The 19,494-nt window shown below is 60.5% G+C and carries 16 protein-coding genes; 9 read left to right on the top strand and 7 right to left on the bottom strand.

The genetic code is table 11. The annotated features are described in order from the left end of the window. Positions 1-249: 249 nt before the first annotated feature. Positions 250-1,194 (top strand): endonuclease/exonuclease/phosphatase family protein, encoded by a 945-nt coding sequence (locus FHP24_RS17400; RefSeq protein WP_139677482.1) that lies wholly within the window; start codon positions 250-252, stop codon positions 1,192-1,194. 5 nt (positions 1,195-1,199) lie between these two features. Here the strand turns inward: FHP24_RS17400 and FHP24_RS17395 are convergent, their stop codons facing one another. The 3 genes from FHP24_RS17395 to FHP24_RS17385 form a co-directional block, all read right to left on the bottom strand. After that, the gene (locus tag FHP24_RS17395) at positions 1,200-3,065 is read right to left on the bottom strand and encodes an ABC transporter ATP-binding protein (protein ID WP_139677481.1); all 1,866 of its coding nucleotides are present in this window, start codon (positions 3,063-3,065) and stop codon (positions 1,200-1,202) included. Positions 3,066-3,196: 131 nt separating this feature from the next. Then, positions 3,197-5,125, bottom strand: coding sequence for a HAMP domain-containing methyl-accepting chemotaxis protein (locus FHP24_RS17390; protein ID WP_139677480.1), 1,929 nt, complete (start codon positions 5,123-5,125; stop codon positions 3,197-3,199). Between the two features lie 213 nt (positions 5,126-5,338). Continuing rightward, positions 5,339-7,192 carry an ABC transporter ATP-binding protein gene (locus tag FHP24_RS17385; protein WP_139677479.1) on the bottom strand — a complete coding sequence of 618 codons (1,854 nt, stop codon included), beginning with the start codon at positions 7,190-7,192 and terminating at the stop codon, positions 5,339-5,341. Positions 7,193-7,562: 370 nt separating this feature from the next. Between FHP24_RS17385 and FHP24_RS17380 the strand changes: the two genes are divergently transcribed. Both FHP24_RS17380 and FHP24_RS17375 read left to right on the top strand, forming a co-directional pair. Continuing rightward, the gene (locus FHP24_RS17380; RefSeq protein ID WP_139677478.1) at positions 7,563-8,027 is read left to right on the top strand and encodes a tRNA (cytidine(34)-2'-O)-methyltransferase; all 465 of its coding nucleotides are present in this window, start codon (positions 7,563-7,565) and stop codon (positions 8,025-8,027) included. Between the two features lie 126 nt (positions 8,028-8,153). Next, positions 8,154-9,806: a Na/Pi cotransporter family protein gene (locus FHP24_RS17375; protein ID WP_139677477.1), complete on the top strand. Its 1,653-nt coding sequence runs from the start codon at positions 8,154-8,156 to the stop codon at positions 9,804-9,806. A gap of 28 nt (positions 9,807-9,834) precedes the next feature. Here the strand turns inward: FHP24_RS17375 and FHP24_RS17370 are convergent, their stop codons facing one another. Further along, a complete protein-coding gene (locus FHP24_RS17370) occupies positions 9,835-10,092 on the bottom strand; it encodes a hypothetical protein (RefSeq protein ID WP_139677476.1) in 258 nt (85 codons plus the stop codon). 181 nt (positions 10,093-10,273) lie between these two features. On the opposite strand from FHP24_RS17370, the gene hemF reads away from it, so the two are divergent. The 3 genes from hemF (at position 10,274) to FHP24_RS17355 (ending at position 11,894) form a co-directional block, all read left to right on the top strand. After that, positions 10,274-11,188, top strand: a complete 915-nt coding sequence (gene hemF / locus FHP24_RS17365) for an oxygen-dependent coproporphyrinogen oxidase (protein ID WP_139677475.1) — start codon at positions 10,274-10,276, stop codon at positions 11,186-11,188. Positions 11,189-11,313: 125 nt separating this feature from the next. After that, positions 11,314-11,586, top strand: coding sequence for a hypothetical protein (locus FHP24_RS17360; RefSeq protein WP_139677474.1), 273 nt, complete (start codon positions 11,314-11,316; stop codon positions 11,584-11,586). 119 nt (positions 11,587-11,705) lie between these two features. Next, positions 11,706-11,894: a DUF1059 domain-containing protein gene (locus tag FHP24_RS17355; RefSeq protein WP_139677473.1), complete on the top strand. Its 189-nt coding sequence runs from the start codon at positions 11,706-11,708 to the stop codon at positions 11,892-11,894. 57 nt (positions 11,895-11,951) lie between these two features. On the opposite strand, the gene FHP24_RS17350 is transcribed toward FHP24_RS17355, so the two are convergent. The 3 genes from FHP24_RS17350 to FHP24_RS17340 are packed head-to-tail and all read right to left on the bottom strand — an operon-like array spanning position 11,952 to position 14,481. Next, positions 11,952-13,214 (bottom strand): CCA tRNA nucleotidyltransferase, encoded by a 1,263-nt coding sequence (locus FHP24_RS17350; RefSeq protein ID WP_139677472.1) that lies wholly within the window; start codon positions 13,212-13,214, stop codon positions 11,952-11,954. Beyond that, positions 13,211-13,861: a CoA pyrophosphatase gene (locus tag FHP24_RS17345; RefSeq protein ID WP_139677471.1), complete on the bottom strand. Its 651-nt coding sequence runs from the start codon at positions 13,859-13,861 to the stop codon at positions 13,211-13,213. The genes FHP24_RS17350 and FHP24_RS17345 overlap by 4 nt, the downstream gene beginning before the upstream one ends. Then, complete coding sequence (locus tag FHP24_RS17340; protein ID WP_139677608.1) at positions 13,858-14,481, bottom strand: DUF1285 domain-containing protein; 624 nt, start codon at positions 14,479-14,481, stop codon at positions 13,858-13,860. The genes FHP24_RS17345 and FHP24_RS17340 overlap by 4 nt, the downstream gene beginning before the upstream one ends. A gap of 195 nt (positions 14,482-14,676) precedes the next feature. Between FHP24_RS17340 and FHP24_RS17335 the strand changes: the two genes are divergently transcribed. The 3 genes from FHP24_RS17335 to FHP24_RS17325 are packed head-to-tail and all read left to right on the top strand — an operon-like array spanning position 14,677 to position 19,488. Further along, the gene (locus FHP24_RS17335) at positions 14,677-15,690 is read left to right on the top strand and encodes an AAA family ATPase (protein WP_139677470.1); all 1,014 of its coding nucleotides are present in this window, start codon (positions 14,677-14,679) and stop codon (positions 15,688-15,690) included. Positions 15,691-15,718: 28 nt separating this feature from the next. Further along, the gene (locus FHP24_RS17330; RefSeq protein WP_139677469.1) at positions 15,719-16,636 is read left to right on the top strand and encodes a DUF58 domain-containing protein; all 918 of its coding nucleotides are present in this window, start codon (positions 15,719-15,721) and stop codon (positions 16,634-16,636) included. Then, positions 16,633-19,488 (top strand): DUF4159 domain-containing protein, encoded by a 2,856-nt coding sequence (locus FHP24_RS17325; RefSeq protein ID WP_139677468.1) that lies wholly within the window; start codon positions 16,633-16,635, stop codon positions 19,486-19,488. Before FHP24_RS17330 ends, FHP24_RS17325 begins: the two co-directional genes overlap by 4 nt. Positions 19,489-19,494: the final 6 nt, after the last annotated feature.

The raw sequence follows: 19,494 nt of genomic DNA, 5'->3' as shown, positions 1-19,494 counted from the left end.
ATAAACTTGCCGCTTGGCAAGGCCCATGACCGAATGAAGGAACACGATTTCTATTTTGGCATGTAATCAATAGGGCACTGCAACATTGTCTTGCGACACTATGCAGCGGCCATGATTTAGCCTGCGATATCAGAGGGGAACTTGATTTGGATCAAGCGCATTTTGCGGCGATTGCATGCAAACATGTTGCGTTGCAAGAGACATTTGCCCGTGCTAATTCATCGGCCAAGAAAAGCTTCGGACCCGATCATGACACCAAGAACGATCCTTTCCGTTGCAATCTGCGTCATCGTGTCGCTCGTAATGCTAGCAATCGGCTCGCGATACCTTCATCCGCACTGGGCTTTCGCCACACTCCATAGCCTGCAATTACATGCCGCCGCGGCCTGTATCGTGGCCATGATTTTCGCACTCGCTCTCTATCGGAACATCGTGGCCTTCCTTCTGCTCGCCGGATCGATCGCACTGGCGGCACATGCCGTGATCATGGGCCAGGACTACACGGCGATGGCAACGGAAAGCGATGCCAATGCTCCAAGCGTCAAACTGCTCTCCTTCAATATCCTGAGGGATAATCAAGCGAATGGCGAAGCGATTGCCAGGATGATCGCCGCGTCGGGTGCGGATGTGGTCAACATCATGGAAGCCGAGCCGCTCGAGTCGCATCTCTCGCAACTCAGTGCGGCTTACCCCTACCGCATCGGCTGCGGTATTCTGACCAAGGATTGCGATCAGTTGATGCTGTCGAAAACACCGCTCAGGCGAGGAAGCATCCGAAGCCTGAGCCCTATTTTTGAAAACCGCTTCATCATGGCCGAGACGGAAATCCGGGGCCATAAGATCAATATTGCCGGTATTCACACGACCAAACCCTATTTCGATGAATTCCAGACCGTGGAACTGGTCCGCGCCACCCTTGCCATGGAGGAAATGCAAGGACCGCTCGTCCTTTCTGGTGATTTCAACGCCTCGTCACTTGCCCCTAATATCCGCAGTTTCTTCACCTGGACCGGGCTGCGGACAGCATCCTATGAGCCACCGACATGGCCTGTCAGCCTCGGCGCGTTCGGCCTGCCGATCGACCATGTCTATGTGCGCCTGCCACTGAAGATCAGATCGATCTCCACCTTGCCAAGTGCCTATGGATCAAATCATGCCGGCCTGATGGCCGATATTGTCATCAGCGGTCAGTGACAGACCTATTGCGCCGCATCGGCAGCGAGAAAACCGCCCGTCTGGCGTGACCAGAGTTCGGCATAAAGACCGCCAGCTGAAATCAGCTCGCTATGCGTGCCCTCTTCCACGATCCGCCCCTTGTCCATCACGATCAGGCGATCGAGCATCGCAATGGTTGAAAGCCGATGCGCGATAGCAAGCACGGTCTTGCCTTGCATAAGACCGTCGAGACTGGCCTGGATCGCCGCCTCAACTTCGGAATCGAGAGCCGACGTCGCTTCGTCGAGAATGAGGATCGGCGCGTCCTTCAGCATGACGCGGGCAATCGCGATCCGCTGCCGCTGCCCGCCCGACAGTTTGACGCCCCGCTCGCCCACATGCGCGTCAAAACCTTTGCGCCCGCGCTGATCCACGAGACTGCCGATAAACCCGTCGGCCTGAGCCTTCTCGGCTGCGGCGAGCAGCTGCGCATCGGACGCATTGGGACGACCGAAAAGAATGTTGTCGCGGATCGAGCGATGCAGCAGCGACGTATCCTGCGTGACCATGCCGATCTGCGCCCTCAGCGTTTCCTGACTGACCTTTGCGATATCCTGGCCATCGATCTCAATCCGGCCACCTTCGAGGTCGTAGAAACGCAGCAGCAGATTGACGAGCGTCGATTTTCCGGCGCCGGACCGGCCGATAATACCAACCTTCTCGCCGGCACGGACCTTGAGGGTCAAGTGATCGATAACGCCTGATTGCCTACCGTAATGGAAACTGACGTCGTTGAAGTGGATCTCCGGCTTTTTGACCTGAAGCGCAGGCGCACCGGGTACATCAGTCAGCTCGATAGGCTTCGAGATCAGTTCGGCCGCATTCTGCACGGTGCCGAAATTGCGCATGATACCGTTGAACTGCGTCATCAGGCGGCCAAGCAGGAAATTCAGCCGCAGCACCAGCGCAAGCGTGAAGGCAACAGCGCCGGAGCTGATCTTGCCCTGCAGCCAGAGATCGATGCAGAGCGCCGCCATCGAGGTGATCATCACGCCGGACAAGAGCGCCATCGAGGCCCGAACGCCTGTGATGAACCGGGTGAACATCAGCGTCGTCGACTGGAACGTGTCGAAAGCGTCGCGCATATAGCGGTCGTTTGCCTCGTCGCGACCGAACAGGCGCAACGTCTGGATATTGCTATAGGCATCGACCATCCGGCCCGAAAGCATCGAGGCGGCTTCCGCCGTTTCCTTCGAATGATAACGGATACGCGGCACGAAATAACGCGCAAGTGCGGCAAAGATCCCGACCCAGGCCAAGACCAGCACCGCCAGCCGCCAGTCGAGCCCGCCGACCAGCATCAGCATCGACACCGAATAGATGCAGACGAACCAGACGCTTTCCATCAGCGAGGTCACGAGATCGCCCGCCGCCTGCCCGCCGGACCAGACCTTGGTGACAATTCGGCCGGCAAAATCGTTCTGAAAAAAGGACAGGGACTGGCGCGCAACATGCTGGTAGGACTGCCAGCGCACGAGATTATAAAAACCCGGCGTGATCATCTGCTGATCGACAAGCGCCGTCACCAGCGTCACCAGGAAGCGCACGACGCCGATCAGAACCAGCATCCCACCCAATTCCCAGCCGTGGGATGCAAGAAGCCCACCCCACCCTTGAGCACGGTCGATGCTCGCCAGGATGTCGACAAGCCGGCCAACGAACCAGAACAATGCCGCCTCGATCGCAGCCGTCACGCCGCCCAGCACCAGCATCGCCAGAAACGGCGCCTTCGCCTGCCTCACGTAAAACCAGATGAATGCCAGCGTTCCTTCCGGCGGACGGAGATCTCCCTTCTGTGCGAAGGGGCGGATACGGGTCTCGAAGAAGCGGAAGAACTGGGTGATGGCCATGCGACGGATATATGCCGCTTCCGCAATGCGGCAAAGGGCTCCCGCATTACATTTCGGCAAGGATGTGCACGTCGCCAAAACGCGAACGGCGGCCGAAGCCGCCGTCCATTCCCGATCATAGTGGCTGGAGCTTAGAACTCCGACCATTCCTGCTTCACGGCCGCGGCAGAAGATCCGCCACCGAAAGCCGAAGCAATCCTGGTGCCGAGAGCACGGGCCGGCGATGCCGCTGGGCGCGATGTCTGCGTGGCTGCGCGTGGGGCGGATCCTGCCGCCCTTGCGCCTTCACCGAGATTGAACTGAGCCAGCAATTCGGTGAGCGCTGCAGCCTGGGTGGCAAGGCTGTGGCTTGCAGCCGTCGTCTGCTCGACCATTGCGGCGTTCTGCTGCGTGCCTTGGTCCATGTGATGAACCGACGTGCTGATCTCGCTTAGACCGGTCGACTGTTGGCGTGCCGAGACGACGATGGAGCCGACATTGGTGTTGATCCGCTGCACTTCGGAAACGATCGTCTCCAGCGCCATGCCCGTCTCGCCAACCAGCGTCACGCCATCGCGCACCTTCTCGCCGGACTTGCTGATGAGAGCCTTTATCTCGCGGGCAGCATTGGCAGAACGCTGCGCCAGCTCGCGGACTTCCTGCGCCACGACGGCAAAGCCCTTGCCGGCTTCGCCCGCACGGGCAGCCTCGACGCCAGCATTGAGAGCAAGCAGGTTGGTCTGGAAGGCAATTTCATCGATGACGCCGACGATATTGCCAATTTCGCCCGACGACTGCTCGATCGCTTCCATCGCTGCAACAGCCTGTCGAACCACCTCGCCCGAGCGCTCCGCACCCACCCGCGTCTGATCGACCAGCTTGCCGGCCTCACCGGCACGTACGGCGGAATCCTTGACGGCCGTGGTCACTTCTTCCAGCGCCGCAGCCGTCTGCTCGACGGAAGCCGCCTGCTGTTCGGTACGCTTCGACAGATCGTCTGCCGCCGAGCGGATTTCGTTCGCGCCCGCATCGATCATTCGCGCATTGTCGCCGACCGAACGCAGTGCGGTCTGCAACTTGCCGACCGATTCGTTGAAATTCACACGCAACTGATCCAGCCGACCAGCGAACTGCTGATTTAGACGAACCGTCATGTCACCATCGGAAAGGTTCTTCAGCCCGCCTGCCAGAGCCTCTACGGCAAACGACACTTCGGCCGCGTCACGCGCCTTCTGCTCCTCGTTGGCGATCCGCTCCCGCTCGCTCATCGAGCGATTGGCCTCGGTCTGCTGTTCGAGACGAACACGCTCCAGCGCATTGTCGCGGAACACCGCCACGGCAGCGGCCATATCGCCAATCTCATCCGTGCGACCAGCATAGGGAATCTCGACCTGATTGTTACCGGCAGCCAGCGCCTGCATCGAGCCGGTGATCTCCGTGATCGGTCGTGTCACGCGAAAAAGGCTCAGCAATGCAGCACCGAGCGCGATGACAACGGCGACGAGAACGCCAATGATCGTCGAGACATAGACGAACTGCGCCATCTCCTCGGTGACACTGCGGTCATCCAGACTACGAGCCTTGTTGTCTTCGATCAGCCCCTTGAGCACGTCGCTTGCTTCGGCACCTTTCGGCACCATCTGGGCAATCATATCCCTTGCCTCATAGACTCGCGATGTACTGATCAGCTGCACGAACTGAGCGCCCATGGCATCATAATCTGCAACGAGCTTCTGCAGAGCTGCGTATTTTTCCTTCGCGGCGGGGATGGTCACGCCTTGTCCGTAATTGTCGAAAGCCTCGATGCGCACCTTGTCGGCGGCTTGAAGCCGCTCGATCATCTGCTTTTTCTCCGCGGCATTTGGCGCGGCGAGCGTCATCAGATAGAGCTGGCGAACATCCGATAACAGACGGTCCATGTTGGCGATCAGGAGAGCGCGCTCCATACGGCGACCGATCGTGTCCGCCTGGCCCTCGATCTGCGCCACCGACCGCATCCCGAGTGCACCCTGAACGATAAGGATGAGAACGACCATTCCGAAAAGGGCGGGGAGGAGTAATTTGATTTTTATCGTGTTCATCGTCTCAAACCATCAGGAATACGCAATGGTGCCATGCACCCTACGCATCCCTGACAGTTACAGATAAACAAAGGCTTACCAGCCGATGCTAATTGATCGCATCGAAAAAAGTGCGACAACCAATACCCCTAAAAACAGATGGGGTGGAAATCGCTCCGCGCATTTCGTCGCAGGCCAGGCCTCCGAAGTGGCACATAAAACGAATGCGGCGGACTACTCCGCCGCCTCCTCTTCAGTCGATTGATCGCCGAGAAAACCGCCCGACTGGCGATGCCAGAGATCGCCATAGATGCCGCCGGCAGCAGCCAGTTGCTCATGGGTTCCGGTCTCGACGATATGCCCCTTGTCGAGCACGATCAGACGGTCCATCTCAGTCAGCGTCGACAGCCGGTGCGCGATCGCGATCACTGTCTTGCCTTCCATCAGCGCGAACAGGTTTTCCTGGATCGCGGCTTCTACTTCCGAGTCGAGCGCCGATGTCGCCTCGTCGAGCACCAGAATCGGCGCATCCTTGAGGAAGACGCGGGCGATCGCGATGCGCTGCCGCTGGCCGCCGGAAAGCTTTACGCCCCGCTCGCCCACATGCGCATCGAGACCGGTACGGCCCTGCAGGTCGGAAAGTCCTTCGATGAACTCCAGGGCATTGGCCCGTTTCGCCGCCAGGATGATCTCGGCATCGCTTGCATCCGGGCGCCCATAGGCAATGTTGTCGCGGATAGAACGATGCAGCAGCGAGGTATCCTGCGTCACAACGCCGATCATCCCGCGCAGGCTGTCCTGCGTCACCGACGAGATATCCTCGCCATCGATAGTGATCCTGCCGCTCTCCAGATCGTAGAAGCGCAGGAGCAGGTTCATCAGCGTCGTTTTGCCCGCCCCCGAACGTCCCACCAGACCGACCTTCTGGCCGGCGGCAATATCGAGCGTCAGCCCGTCGATCACGCCCTTGCTCTTGCCGTAGTGGAAGCGGACGTTTTCGTACAGGATATGCCCTTTCTGGGTGGCGAGCGCGCGAGCACCATTCGCATCCGTCACGTCATGCGGCTTTGTCATCATGTTCATGCCGTCATAGACGGTGCCGATCGCTTCGAAGAGCGCCGTGACTTCCCACATAATCCATTGCGACATGCCATTGATGCGCATGGCAAGACCGATGGCAACCGCGATCGAGCCGACACTCACGCCTGCATTGATCCACAGCCAGATACCAAGACCTGCAACGGCGAACACCGTCAGCGCATTATTGAGATCGACGCAGATGTTCAAGAGGCTGATCTGGCGCATCTGCCGATGAACCGAGCCGAGGAACTCGTTCATGCCTTCCTTGGCATAGCTCTCCTCACGCCCCGCATGGGAAAACAGCTTCACCGTACCAATATTCGTATAGCTGTCGACGATCCGGCCGGTCATCATCGAGCGCGCATCTGCCTGTTCGCTCGAAAGCTTGCGAAGTCTCGGAATGAAATAGCGCAGGATCAGCACATAGAGCACGAACCACATGATCAGCGGCAGCACCAGCCGCCACTCGACGGCAACGACGAGTGCCAGCATCGAGACGAAAAAGCCGATTGCATAGACGAAGACGTCGATGATCTTCATCGTCGCTTCGCGCACCGCAAGCGAGGTCTGCATCACCTTGGTCGAAACACGCCCGGCAAACTCGTTGGCGAAGAATGCCATGGAATGCCGCAGCAGGAACCGGTGCATCTGCCAGCGGGCAATCATCGGATAGTTGCCGGCAAGCACCTGATGCATGGTCACCGTATGGATCGCACCGACAAGCGGCAGACCGACAAGCACCAGTGCTGCCATCCACAGAAGCTTGTTTCCCTCGTCGGCAAAAAACGTCTGGCGATCAGCGCCGGCCAGCCAATCCACAATATTGCCGAGGAACTGGTAAAGCAGGACTTCCGCTACCGCGATGGCAAGCGAGCAGCTACCCAGCAGCAGCAACCACGGCCATGCCGGTTTGGTGTAATGCCAGCAGAACGCAAAAAGCCCCTTGGGCGGCAAAGTTGGCTGGTCTTCAGGATAGGGATTGAGGCGGCTTTCAAACCACGAGAACATGAACAGGCTCCGACAGACGGACGGCTCTCAAGCGATCCGGGGGCGAAAACGTCATACCCGGCAACGGTTGAGGAAAGAACAGGCATGGCCTCGTTCGGCCACGAACGGAAATAGAAAAGCGGATCAGTGAAGAGAAAAGGCTTTGCGTGAACCGCGAAACGCCTCAGGCCAGACGAATATCCGACTGGCGGAGGCGCGTGAGCACGGTCATATCCATGTAGGCCTCCAAAATGGGCGTTGAACAGGCCGCTCTTCTACACGCTCGCGGCAAAATTGAAAAGACCAAATCGGCCATATCGATGCACGCGCGATGCATCGATATGGCTGAAAAGACTTGAGCAGCAAGCCTCACATCCGCTAATCAGACGCCATGACAGACTTGCGCATTGCCCTCTATCAACCCGACATTCCCGGCAATACCGGAACGATCCTGCGTCTCGCCGCATGCCTCGGACTTGGCGTCGACATCATCGAGCCGGCAGGTTTCGATATTTCCGACCGCAACCTCAAGCGCGCCGGAATGGATTACCTATCTGCAGTCTCCCTGACGCGCCATGTCAACTGGCAGAAATTCGATGAGTGGCGCAGGACGAGCCGCCGCAGGCTTGTGCTGGCGACGACGAAGTCACCCGAACCCTATACGCGGTTCAGCTATCGCCCGGATGATATCCTCCTCTTCGGCCGGGAAAGCGCCGGCGTGCCCGAACACGTACATGAAGCGGTCGAAGGCAGAATCCTTATTCCGATGGTCGAAGGCCAACGCTCGATCAACCTTGCCATGTCGGCCGCGATGATCGCCGGCGAGGCCATGCGCCAGACCGCCTGGCAACCATAGGCATGCCGCGAAAACCGTCGAATCTGTCGCGTAAAGTGCCTTGAACGGGCTTGCAAAAGGTCTATTATTCATTAGCCGGCAACGGAATCGCCCTCTCTTTTCCATGATCACATCGGGGAGTTTGGAGTGCAGTCGACGCTCGTCGTCATCAACATCCTGGGTGCAGTCGCTCTGCTTCTTTTCGGCCTTGCGCAGGTCAAGGAAGGGGTGACCCGAGCCTTTGGCGCACGTCTGAGAACCGGGCTTGCCAATAGCACGAGAAGCGGTCTGCGCTCCTTCCTGTCCGGCCTTGTCGCCACGATCGCGCTGCAAAGCTCGACTGCCACCGCCCTGATGACGGCCTCCTTTGCCGAACGTGGCCTCGTCAACCCGCGCATGGCGCAGATCGTGCTGCTCGGCGCCAATATAGGCACGGCCGTAACCGCCTGGCTGGTCGCTGCCGGAACCGAAGTCTTTGCCCCGCTTCTGCTCCTCGTCGGAGTTATGCTTCTGCGCAACGGCTCTGCCGCCCGTAAAGGCTTGGGCACGGCGCTGATCGGCATCGGCCTGATGCTCCTGTCGCTTCAGGTTCTCGGCATGGCGACCGAACCCATGCGGCAATCGCCCGCTCTTGCGGCATTTCTGAACTTGCTCGATTCCAGCTGGCTTGTCGCGCTGCTGTTTTCCGCAGCCCTTGCCTTCGTGTCCTCGTCAAGCCTTGCCATCGTCATCCTCATCCTTTCGCTGGCATCGAGCGGCATCGCCTCGCCGGGCCTCATCGTCGTGCTCATCCTCGGGGCGAACCTCGGCGGCGCCATTCCGCCGGTCATCGCCACATTAGCGAGCCCACCCGAGGCACGCCGCATCACCCGCGGCAACCTTCTCGTCCGCACCATCGGCTGCGCACTCGCCCTTCCGCTTGCCGGCATTGCGGCCGAACTGCTGCAGTCGCTGCCGATCTCACCCGAAAAAATGCCCGTCGATGCACATCTCGCCTTCAACCTTCTTCTCGCGCTCATCGCCTGGCCTTTCGGCTGCCTGATTTCGGATCTGATGACCCGCCTGATCCCGGACGAGCCGGAAAAGGAGACCGGCCCGCAATTCCTCGATCCGGAGGAGTTGCACGACCCCGTCCGCGCGCTCGCCAATGCGACGCGTGAAGTGCTCGGCGTGGGCGACCAGATCGAACGCATGCTGATCCGCACTGAAAACGCCTTCAAGCACAATGATCCGGCGCCGTTGAAGGAAATCGCCCTGATTGAACGCCGGGTCGACAGGCTGCAGCAGGACGTAAAACTCTATTTGTCGAAGCTCGGTCAGCAGGGCCTGAATGACGAGAATGCGAGACGTTCGATCGCGATCATCGATTACGCGATCAACCTTGAGCATATGGGCGACATCATCGAAAAAGGCCTTTGCGATCAGCTGGGCAAGAAGATCGCCAAGGGGCTGAAGTTTTCTGATGACGGATACAAGGAACTGGCCGATCTCTTCGACCTCACGATCGACAATCTACGCACCGCCCAGACCGTCTTCGTCACCGGCGACGTCAACCTCGCAAGGCGGCTGATGGAGATAAAGGTGGACGTCCGGCGGTTGGAAAAGCGCTCGGCGGAGAAGCACCTTGAACGTCTGAGAGACGGCAAGCTGGAGAGCCTGCAGACAAGTTCGGTGCATCTCGACATGCTGCGCGACCTGAAACGCATCAATGCCCACATCGTCTCCGTCGCCCATCCCATTCTGGATGAAAGCGGCTCGCTCATCGAAAGCAGGCTGAGGCAGTTGGATCAGCGGTCTTGAGATCGGCGATATAATGCCACTGGCAAGATCAGTCGGCTGTCGGCAGGCGGCGCATGGTGAATTCGATCTGGTCTCCGTCCAGCTGGCGCCAGCTTTCCACTTCGGTCCAGTAGGCAGCCTTGGGGAATTCCTCGAACCATTCCCGCGCCTTTTCGCGCGCCTCTATTCGCGACATCTGAAAGGTTTCGCGCACGAACATGCCGGAACGCTCGCCGGCCATTTGCTGCCGGTGGCGGTCGATGCGCCGCTTCAAGCCATCGAGCGGCGGTGGTGTGAATTTCGCCATGAGAGCCTCTCATCCGCACCTTGCTAATGAACGAAGATAAGCGTGGTCTGCACGTTTTGCGAGTCAGATTTTGACAGCTAAGAAACTCCGGTATCGTTCATGGAATGGCCTGCGAAAGCCATTGCTGTTATGGCCATGCTCGAGGAGACGAATCGACCGCCTGACGACGAGAGGAAACGCAATGGAACGACCGAACCTGCCGAAAGGCCTGCCCGAGGACATCGAGGACCGGAAGCAGATTGCCCGCGCCTGGTTCGAAAGCCTGCGCGACAAGATCTGCACGTCGTTCGAAACTCTCGAACAGGAACTGACGGGTGTCCTGTCAGACCAGCCGGCAGGCACGTTCACGGGTAAGGACTGGTTTCGGGATGGCGGCGCCGGTGGCGGTGGCCGCATGTCGATGATGGAAGGCCGGGTGTTCGAAAAGGTCGGCGTCCACACATCCACCGTCCATGGCGAGTTTTCTGCGGATTTTCGCAATCAGATCCCCGGTGCCGAACAGGATCCGCGTTTCTGGGCATCCGGCATTTCGCTGATCGCCCATCCGGTCAATCCCAATGTGCCGACCGTTCACATGAACACCCGCATGGTCGTGACCTCCAGCCACTGGTTCGGCGGCGGTGCCGACCTGACACCCATGCTGAATGACCGGCGCACGCAGGAAGATCCGGACACCCAGCTTTTCCACAGAGTGATGGAAATCACCTGCCAGCGGCACGAGGCGGTGGCTGATTACCCGCGGTACAAGGCCTGGTGCGACGAGTATTTCTTTTTGAAGCATCGCAACGAGCATCGCGGCATCGGCGGTATCTTTTTCGACTGGCTGCAATCCTCGGAAGAAAAAGGCGGCTGGAATGCGGATCTGGCCTTCGTTCAGGATGTCGGACGCGCCTTCAACCTCGTCTACCCGCGCATCGTCCGGGCCAATTTCAACAAACCCTGGACGGAAGAACAGCGTGACGAGCAGCTTGTTCGCCGTGGCCGCTATGTGGAGTTCAACCTGCTTTACGACCGTGGCACGATCTTCGGCCTGAAAACAGGCGGCAATGTCGAATCCATCCTGTCGTCCCTGCCCCCGGCCGTTCGCTGGCTTTGATAGGCCGGCAGGATCACGACAGCTCACGATTTATTTTTCGTACGGCATCGTACATTTGACAAATATCATACACGAATCGTCTCTCCCGGTGTTAATCTGTGAAGATCCACTGGGAGGAGTATCCGATGACTGCATCGAAGAGCATGCCCCTGCCTGCCGCACCCACCAATAGCGGCACAGACTCCAGAATAATCGACAAATCCGACCTGATCGACCGCCTCGCGACGGAGATGAGGGTCAAGAGCGGCGGTGAGCTGCCGCTTTCCTTCTGCATCGCCCAGGTAAAACGCCAGCTCGCTGGCAAGCAGTCGGAATCATCCGCAGCCAATAACAAGCCCGCTGCAACGGCGAGACCCGCGGTCGGCTCGGTATTCCACTCCTGGGCCATGCGGGATTAACCCGCAGCCTCTGGAAGACCAAAGGCAGAAACATCGCGGAACTCCTGCAGCTTCTGCCGGTTTAGTTTCGGTCGCCCGATGAGAGGGCGGCCGACATCAACCACAGGGAGGTAATCGCCATGCGGCTTTTCGAATGCGGCACACTCGTGCCCGGCTGCCAGTGGCACACGCGCGCCGAAGAAGATGCAGAGGTCGTACGCCGGGCCGTTGCCCACATGCGTAGCGATCACGGCGAGCAGATCATCCGCGAAACCATGGTGGAGAACATCAAGGCGCGTATCCGTAACGAGGAGAAGGCGCCGGCCTGAACGGTCGCTAAAGCAATTCCAGCAAAAGCGAGAACCGGTTTTGCGTCCGGAATTGCTCTAGTTTTTCTCGCTCACCATGGTTTCCAGCCGGGCGGCCAGTTCGGGCCGCTCGGGCAGAAAATTGCGGCTGATCCAGAACTCTTCGAGTTCCTTCAGCACCTCGCCGACCCGCTTGCCTGCGGGTACGCCCGCGGCCACGACATCCGCACCCGAAAGCGGGAAATTCGGCTTCACGTAGTTTTCCGCCGTCGTCAGCAGTTGCGACAGGCGGGCGCTCTTGCGCATCGCCACCGGATCGCCCTCGACGGCGGCCCGTGCAGATGCCAGCGCCAGCTTGATACGGGTAAGAATGCCATCCGTCCCGTGACGATAAAGCAGCCGGGTAAAACCGACATCCGTCACCTCGTCCGGCGGCATGGGCGTCGACGCCCACCGCTCAAGTTTCAGCGCATCCGCATTCGACAGCCTCAGACGCTTGGCAAGCGCTTCAAGCCTTTGCCCGTCGGGCGGCACCATGGCCGAAAGCCGCAGCAGCGGCTCCGCTTTCCATCCAAGTGACTTTTCAGCGGCGACAAGACTGTGGATACCGTCGATGCCCCATTTCTCGCTCTCGGGCAGTATCTGCGTCAGAACTCCGGACTGGCGCATCCACAAAAGCGCCCGCGACGGATCGGGTGCCGCAAGCAGCTTCTTCGTTTCCGTCCACACACGCTCGGCCGAAAGGCTGGAAAGCTTTTCCTTTGCCCGCGCACAGGCCCGCAATCCATCCGCATCGGGACGGCCGGAACCGTAATAGGCGAAGAAGCGAAAGAACCGCAGGATGCGAAGATGGTCCTCGGCAATCCGCTGTGAGGCATCGCCGATGAAGCGCACCGTTCGGCTGCTGATATCCTTCAAACCTTCGACGAGATCGATCACCTCGCCCCGCATATCCGCATAGAGCGCGTTGATGGTCAGGTCGCGCCGTTCGGCATCCGCCTTCCAGTCGGTGCCGAACTCGACAACGGCATGTCGTCCGTCCGTCTCGATATCGCGACGAAGCGTCGTCACCTCGAAACCACGGCCATCGAGGACCAATGTCACGGTTCCGTGTTCGATCCCGGTCGGCACCGCCTTGATACCGGCCCCGCTCGCCCGCTCGACAACCACCTCGGGTCTGAGCGTCGTTGCGATATCCACATCCGCGACGGCGATCCCCATGAGAGCATTGCGCACGGCACCGCCGGCAACCCGCGCCTCGCCACCGTCTGCGTTGAGCAGCGCCAGAATGCGCTGTACGGCAGCATCCCGGAACCAGGTCTCGCCAGCCACAGAAGTCATGCATAAAGCCTTTCATAAAGGGTGCGGAGGATACCCGCCGTGATCCCCCATATATTGCGGTTCTCGTATGGCATGAGATAAAAATGCCGTTCGCTGCCATTGAACTGGCGGCTGCCCCGCTGATGGTTCGCCTCGTTCATCAGAAACGACAGCGGCACCTCGAAAACGTCGTCCACTTCGGTCGGATTGAGCTTCAGGTCGAAGCCGCGCTGGACGACCGACAGAACCGGCGTGATGCGAAAGCCCGTCATCGCGTAATATTGCGGCAGCCGCGCCAGCGGTTCGACGAAGCGCGGATCGAGCCCGATCTCCTCGCGCGCCTCGCGCAAGGCAGCGTCTTCCGGCGACCCGTCCTCCGGGTCTACCGCACCACCAGGAAAAGCGATCTGGCCGGAATGTTTCCGCAGTGTCGCCGTCCGCTGCGTCAGGATAATCTTCGCTTCATCGCCGTCATCGACGACCGGTACGAGCACGGCCGCGTCGCGAAGCTTCAGCTCCCGAGTAATATCGACGAATTGCGGATTGAGCAGATGATCGCCATGATCGCGCCAGGCAGTATCGAGCGGTCCGCCGCTCTGGTGCAGAGCGCGCTGTCGAAACCCGTCGGCCGAAAACCGCGCCACATTATCGAGGGTGAGATCACTCATGAGGCCAGCCGCTCCAGTTCAGCCGCCGGCATGATCGGAAAAACCTCGCCACCGGACCGCAGGGCGAACATCTCGACGCCGTCGATCTCGATTACGTCCCCCAACTCGACCAGATCATACATGACAGCTCGCGAAACCAGCGCCTCCAGCCTGCCCCGCACCAGCAGATAGGGCTTAAGCTGCCGATCATCGCCAACCGTCTCGAAACGTAGCGGATGAGCGGAATCGACCTCCACCACGTCACCAACATTCGTGCGGAATGTGATGAGCGGAGAACCGTCACGTTCGCCGACCTGCATCTCGACAGCCAGGAACGGCGCATCGGCCACGCGAATTCCCACCTTTTCCACAGGCGTGACGAGATATGTTTTACCGTCCTCGTCGCGACGAAGAACGGTGGAAAACAGCCTCACCAGCGGTTCGCGACCGATTGGTGTGCCCATATAGAACCATGTGCCATCTGCGCGGATTTCCATGTCGAGATCGCCGCAAAAGGGCGGATTCCATCTGTCGACGGGCGGCAGGCCACGCTTTCCGGCCCCCGATTGCTCGGCAGCGCGCGAAATCATGGCCGCAAGGCCGGCGGCGTCGGAGGCCGAATTAATCGTTTCTGCTGCCATCATTCAGTCCCGGTTCGAAATTAATCGTTGACCGTCGCGTTCGTTCCTCACGAGATAGTCATTCGAAGCGAGCTTGTCAGCCTTATTTCGGGTAATAACTTCTGAGGCTAATGTGCTTGCTGCAGTGCAACGACTCGTGCTGAGGGCAAAAGGCCGACCGGCGTGTGAATATCGACCTTGATCATGGAGAACGACATGGGCGTGATGAATCCAACCGAGGCCGTTCTTGACGAGAAGGCGATCGTCGCCGCTGCCGAAAAAGCGCTGGCCGATATTGCCGCCATCCGCGAGGAAGTGGCAAAAGTCATCTTCGGCCAGGAACGGGTGGTGGAAAACACGCTTCTCGCCGTTCTCTCCGGCGGCCATGCCCTGCTCGTCGGTGTTCCCGGCCTCGCCAAGACCAAACTGGTGACCACGCTCGGCACCGTGCTCGGACTGGATTCCAACCGCATCCAGTTCACCCCCGACCTGATGCCTTCGGATATTCTCGGCTCGGAAGTCATGGACAGCGACGAGAATGGCAGACGCTCGTTCCGCTTCGTCAAGGGACCAATCTTCGCCCAACTGCTGATGGCCGACGAAATCAACCGTGCCTCGCCACGCACCCAGTCGGCGCTTCTGCAGTCCATGCAGGAATATCACATAACCGTCGCCGGCCAGCGTTTCGACCTTCCCGCCCCCTTCCACGTGCTCGCGACCCAGAACCCGCTTGAGCAGGAAGGCACCTATCCGCTGCCGGAAGCGCAGCTCGACCGCTTCCTCCTGCAGGTCGACGTTCTTTATCCGGACCTCGCCGCCGAAAGGCAGATCCTGCTTGGTACCACCGGCATTGCCGAAGCGCGGCCGCGCAGCGTCATCGACAGTACCCGCCTGCAGGAAATCCAGATGCTGATCCGCCAGATGCCGGTCTCGGACAAGGTGGTCGATGCCATCCTCTCGCTGGTGCGCTCGGCCCGTCCAGGTCACGGCAATGCCGATACCGACAGGCATGTAGCCTGGGGTCCCGGCCCGCGCGCCGGCCAGTCGCTGATGCTGACGGCCCGTGCCCGTGCGCTCTACGAGGGACGTCTCGCCCCCTCGCTCGACGACGTTTATGCGTTGGCGGAACCGGTTCTCGAACACCGCATGGCCCTGAACTTCGCCGCCCGTGCCGAAGGCATGTCGGTGCGTGACGTGATCGCCGGACTGGTAAAACAGGCCCGAGGTTAATCCTCCGGTTCCTTGAAAGGACTAATGCGTGGCATCAATCGGCCAGATCGTCGAGCAGACACCCAGCAGCGAAGTCCTCTCCCGCGCCCAGGCGCGTGCGGCGCTCGTGCCCGATTGCATGGTGGAAGCCAAGCGCATCGCCAACACGGTGATCGCCGGCTGGCACGGTCGGCGCAAGCGTGGCATGGGCGAAAACTTCTGGCAGTTCCGCCCCTATGCGGAAGGCGAAAGCCTGTCGCGCATCGACTGGCGCCGCTCCGCCCGCGACGACCATACCTATGTCCGCGACCGCGAATGGGAAGCGGCCCATACGATCTGGCTCTGGGCCGACATGTCGCCGTCGATGATGTACAAATCGACCTTCGCCATGGTCTCCAAGGAAAGCCGCGCGCTGGTGCTGATACTGGCACTCGCCGAAATCCTGGCCCGCTCCGGCGAACGCATCGGATGTCCCGGCATCATGGAGCCGGTTTCGGCCCGCAACGCCGCCGAGCGGCTGGCGACGGCCATCATGCACGCGCCGCTGACCACCGGCCTGCCGGAAACCAACATGATCCGCGGCCAGAGCGATATCGTCTTGATCGGTGATTTCCTCGATGACGCCGACAGCGTCATGTCGCGCATCTCGCCGCTCGGAAAGCGCGGTCTGCGCGGCCACGTCATAGAGGTCGCCGATCCGGCAGAGGAAACATTCCCCTATACCGGCCGCACCGAATTCACCGATCCGGAAACCGGCGAGAAGCTGACTTCCGGCCGCGCTGAAACGATCCGCGAGGATTACCAACGCGCCTATCTCGCCCGTCGCGAAGCGCTTGGCGAAGGCCTGCGCCGTCTCGGCTGGAGTTTCACCTTCCATCGGACCGACCATCTGGCTTCAGAGGCGCTTGTCACCATTCACAGCCATCTTTCCGGCATGCCCGTAGCATTTCCGGGAGGCCGCACATGAGCGCGTTTGCCTTCGCCAACCCGCTTATCCTCTTCGGCCTCCTGTCTCTGCCGGCCATCTGGTGGCTGCTGCGGCTCACCCCGCCACGCCCGAAAACCGAGGTTTTTCCGCCGCTGAGAATCCTCGCGACCGTATTGAAGCGCGAGGAAACCCCGTCACAGAGCCCCTGGTGGTTGACGCTGTTGCGCATGCTGCTCGCCGCAGCCGTCATCCTGGCGATTGCCGATCCGGTGATGAACCCGCGTGCCAGCTCGCTGAATTCCGGCGGCCCGCTTGCGCTGGTGATCGACAATGGCTGGTCGAGCGCGATCGACTGGGAGCGCCGTGTCGAAACCGTCAATATGCTGATCGACGAGGCCGAAAGCGCCGACGTCCCGGTTTCACTGACCTTCACCGCTGACACCAGCAACGAGCCGGCCGCCGGCACGGCAGCCGCCGCACGCGACAAGCTTGCCGCTGCTGAACCCAAGCCGCTTGTCCCTGATCGCCTGCGCGCCGTGCGCTCCCTGCAGGAGGCGCTCGACGGCAACCGGCTTGGCACCGTAGCGCTGATTTCCGATGGCGTGGCTGCACCCGGTGACGCTGACGCGATGACGGCGCTCTCCGCCATCGCACCCGCCGATATCCGTCTGTATCAGGGCGACGGCCGTGGCGCAGTGGCCCTCACCGGTGCCACCAACAATTCCGAGACCATGGCCGTCACCGCGACCCGCCTCGATACGGCCGCTCCACAGCAGTTGACCGTTAATGCGCTCGACCAGCAGGGCCGCTCGCTCGCCTCAGGCACGGTCGATTTTGCCGCCGGCTCCGGCATGGCGACAGCCGAGATTTCAGCGCCCTTCGAACTGCGCAACGACTTCGCCCGCCTCAGCATCGACGGCATGGCGACCGCCGGCGCCACGCACCTGCTCGATGACGGCTTCAAGCGTCGCCGTATCGCGCTGATTTCCGGCGAGAGCGGCAGCGATTTCCAGCCCCTTCTGCAGCCGCTCTATTACATCAACCGCGCACTGACGCCTTATGCCGACATCATCCAGACCAACACCGCGGATCTTGCCGTCGCCATTCCGCAGATCCTCGAAAACAACCCGTCTGCGATCATCATGGCCGATGTCGGCCGTCTGCCGGCCGAAACCTACCAGCCGCTTCAGCAGTGGATTTCCCGTGGCGGCACGCTGATCCGTTTCGCCGGCCCGCGACTTGCGGCTGCCCCCGCAGACGATCCGCTCGTGCCAGTCAGACTGCGCCAGGGCGAACGCGCGCTCGGCGGCGCCATGTCCTGGTCGGAGCCGCAATCGCTCGCAGACTTCCCCAATTTCGGCCCCTTCGCTGGAATGCCGCGCGCGACCGACATCACCGTTACCCGCCAGGTTCTTGCCGAACCGACACCGGATCTGGCCGAGCGCACCTGGGCAAGCCTTGCGGACGGCACGCCGCTGGTGACCACGCGGGACGTGGATGCCGGCCGCCTCGTCCTCTTCCACACAAGTGCCGAAGCCACATGGTCCAACCTGCCGCTGTCGGGCAATTTCGTCGAAATGCTGCGCCGTGTCGTTCAGCTTGCCCGTGCCGGTGGAGCAACCACCGCATCGGCAGGCTCGGAAGGTGCAGCTGCAACACTTCCTGCCTATCGCCTTCTGACTGCCGACGGCCTGCTGTCGACCGAAACAAGTGGAGTGCGTCCGATCATGATCCGTGCTGGAGAGACGCCCTCTGCGACCTTCGACCATCCACCGGGCCTTTACGGCACCGAGGACGGTTTTTCCGCCGTCAACCTTTTGCCGCCCGGCGCAGAGCTTGCAGCTTTCGACCCGGCCCCGATCGGCCGCGCCGTTACCCCCGAGGGGCTTGCCGGTGGTGAAGCCGTATCGCTGCGCCCTGCTTTGTTTGCGGCCGCTTTCGCCATGCTCATTCTCGATAGCCTGATCGTGCTGTTCATCAACGGCGCCTTCTCCCGTATGCCGAAGAACGCCAGAGGTGGCAAAAGCCGCCGTTCGGGTGCCGCAGCAGCCGCAATCGCAGCTATAGCCTTCGGCCTTGTTACCGCCCACCCGAACCCGCTTTCCGCGCAGGAAATGCCGGAAGGCAGCGGTGCGAAGGCCGGCGACGAACAGATCCTCGAACATCTCGACACGACCCATCTTGCCTATGTCGTGACAGGTGAGGCAGACGTCGATCGCATTTCCGAACAGGGGCTTATGGGCCTCAGCGAATTCCTCACCTATCGCACGACGCTGGAGCCCGGCGACCCTGTCGGCATCGACATCACCAAAGACGAGCTTTCCTTCTATCCGATTATCTACTGGCCGATCTCGGCCAACGCACCGATGCCTTCTCAGGCGGCGATCTCGCGCATCGATGCCTATATGCGCAACGGCGGCACCGTATTGTTTGATACCCGCGACCAGTATTCGTCTCTCGGCGGTGGCGGCAACTCTCCGAATGGCGAACGACTACAGCAGATTCTAGCCAATATCGACATTCCGCCGCTGGAGCCCGTACCGGAAAACCACGTCCTGGCGCGGTCCTTTTATCTGCTGACGAATTTCCCCGGCCGCTACAATGGCAGCGCTCTTTGGGTGGAGGCGCGTCAGGATGCGCGCAACAGTGCCAATCAGGTTTCTTCGGGTGGCGACGGTGTTTCGCCGATCATGATCACCGGCAACGATCTGGCCGGCGCCTGGGCGGTCGACCAGCAGGGCGCACCGGTCCTGCCGACCGTGCCCCCGGACGACATGCAGCGCGAATACGCCTACCGCGCCGGCGTCAACATCATGATGTACATGCTGACCGGCAACTACAAGGCTGATCAGGTTCATGTCCCGGCCCTGCTCGAACGGCTTGGCCAGTAGGAAAGA

Origin of the sequence: Aliirhizobium smilacinae, assembly GCF_006335145.1 — a bacterium.
GTDB lineage: Bacteria > Pseudomonadota > Alphaproteobacteria > Rhizobiales > Rhizobiaceae > Neorhizobium > Neorhizobium smilacinae.
The sequence above is the reverse complement of the archived record's forward strand: the minus strand, read 5'-3'. Positions and strand labels throughout refer to the sequence as shown.

Excerpts from the sequence above, each read along its gene's own strand:
- FHP24_RS17400 (WP_139677482.1), top strand. The coding sequence starts at position 250 with ATGACACCAAGAACGATCCTTTCCGTTGCAATCTGCGTCATCGTGTCG.
- FHP24_RS17395 (WP_139677481.1), bottom strand. The coding sequence starts at position 3,065 with ATGGCCATCACCCAGTTCTTCCGCTTCTTCGAGACCCGTATCCGCCCC.
- FHP24_RS17390 (WP_139677480.1), bottom strand. The coding sequence starts at position 5,125 with ATGAACACGATAAAAATCAAATTACTCCTCCCCGCCCTTTTCGGAATG.
- FHP24_RS17385 (WP_139677479.1), bottom strand. The coding sequence starts at position 7,192 with ATGTTCTCGTGGTTTGAAAGCCGCCTCAATCCCTATCCTGAAGACCAG.
- FHP24_RS17380 (WP_139677478.1), top strand. The coding sequence starts at position 7,563 with ATGACAGACTTGCGCATTGCCCTCTATCAACCCGACATTCCCGGCAAT.
- FHP24_RS17370 (WP_139677476.1), bottom strand. The coding sequence starts at position 10,092 with ATGGCGAAATTCACACCACCGCCGCTCGATGGCTTGAAGCGGCGCATC.
- hemF (WP_139677475.1), top strand. The coding sequence starts at position 10,274 with ATGGAACGACCGAACCTGCCGAAAGGCCTGCCCGAGGACATCGAGGAC.
- FHP24_RS17360 (WP_139677474.1), top strand. The coding sequence starts at position 11,314 with ATGACTGCATCGAAGAGCATGCCCCTGCCTGCCGCACCCACCAATAGC.
- FHP24_RS17355 (WP_139677473.1), top strand. The coding sequence starts at position 11,706 with ATGCGGCTTTTCGAATGCGGCACACTCGTGCCCGGCTGCCAGTGGCAC.
- FHP24_RS17350 (WP_139677472.1), bottom strand. The coding sequence starts at position 13,214 with ATGACTTCTGTGGCTGGCGAGACCTGGTTCCGGGATGCTGCCGTACAG.
- FHP24_RS17345 (WP_139677471.1), bottom strand. The coding sequence starts at position 13,861 with ATGAGTGATCTCACCCTCGATAATGTGGCGCGGTTTTCGGCCGACGGG.
- FHP24_RS17340 (WP_139677608.1), bottom strand. The coding sequence starts at position 14,481 with ATGGCAGCAGAAACGATTAATTCGGCCTCCGACGCCGCCGGCCTTGCG.
- FHP24_RS17335 (WP_139677470.1), top strand. The coding sequence starts at position 14,677 with ATGGGCGTGATGAATCCAACCGAGGCCGTTCTTGACGAGAAGGCGATC.
- FHP24_RS17325 (WP_139677468.1), top strand. The coding sequence starts at position 16,633 with ATGAGCGCGTTTGCCTTCGCCAACCCGCTTATCCTCTTCGGCCTCCTG.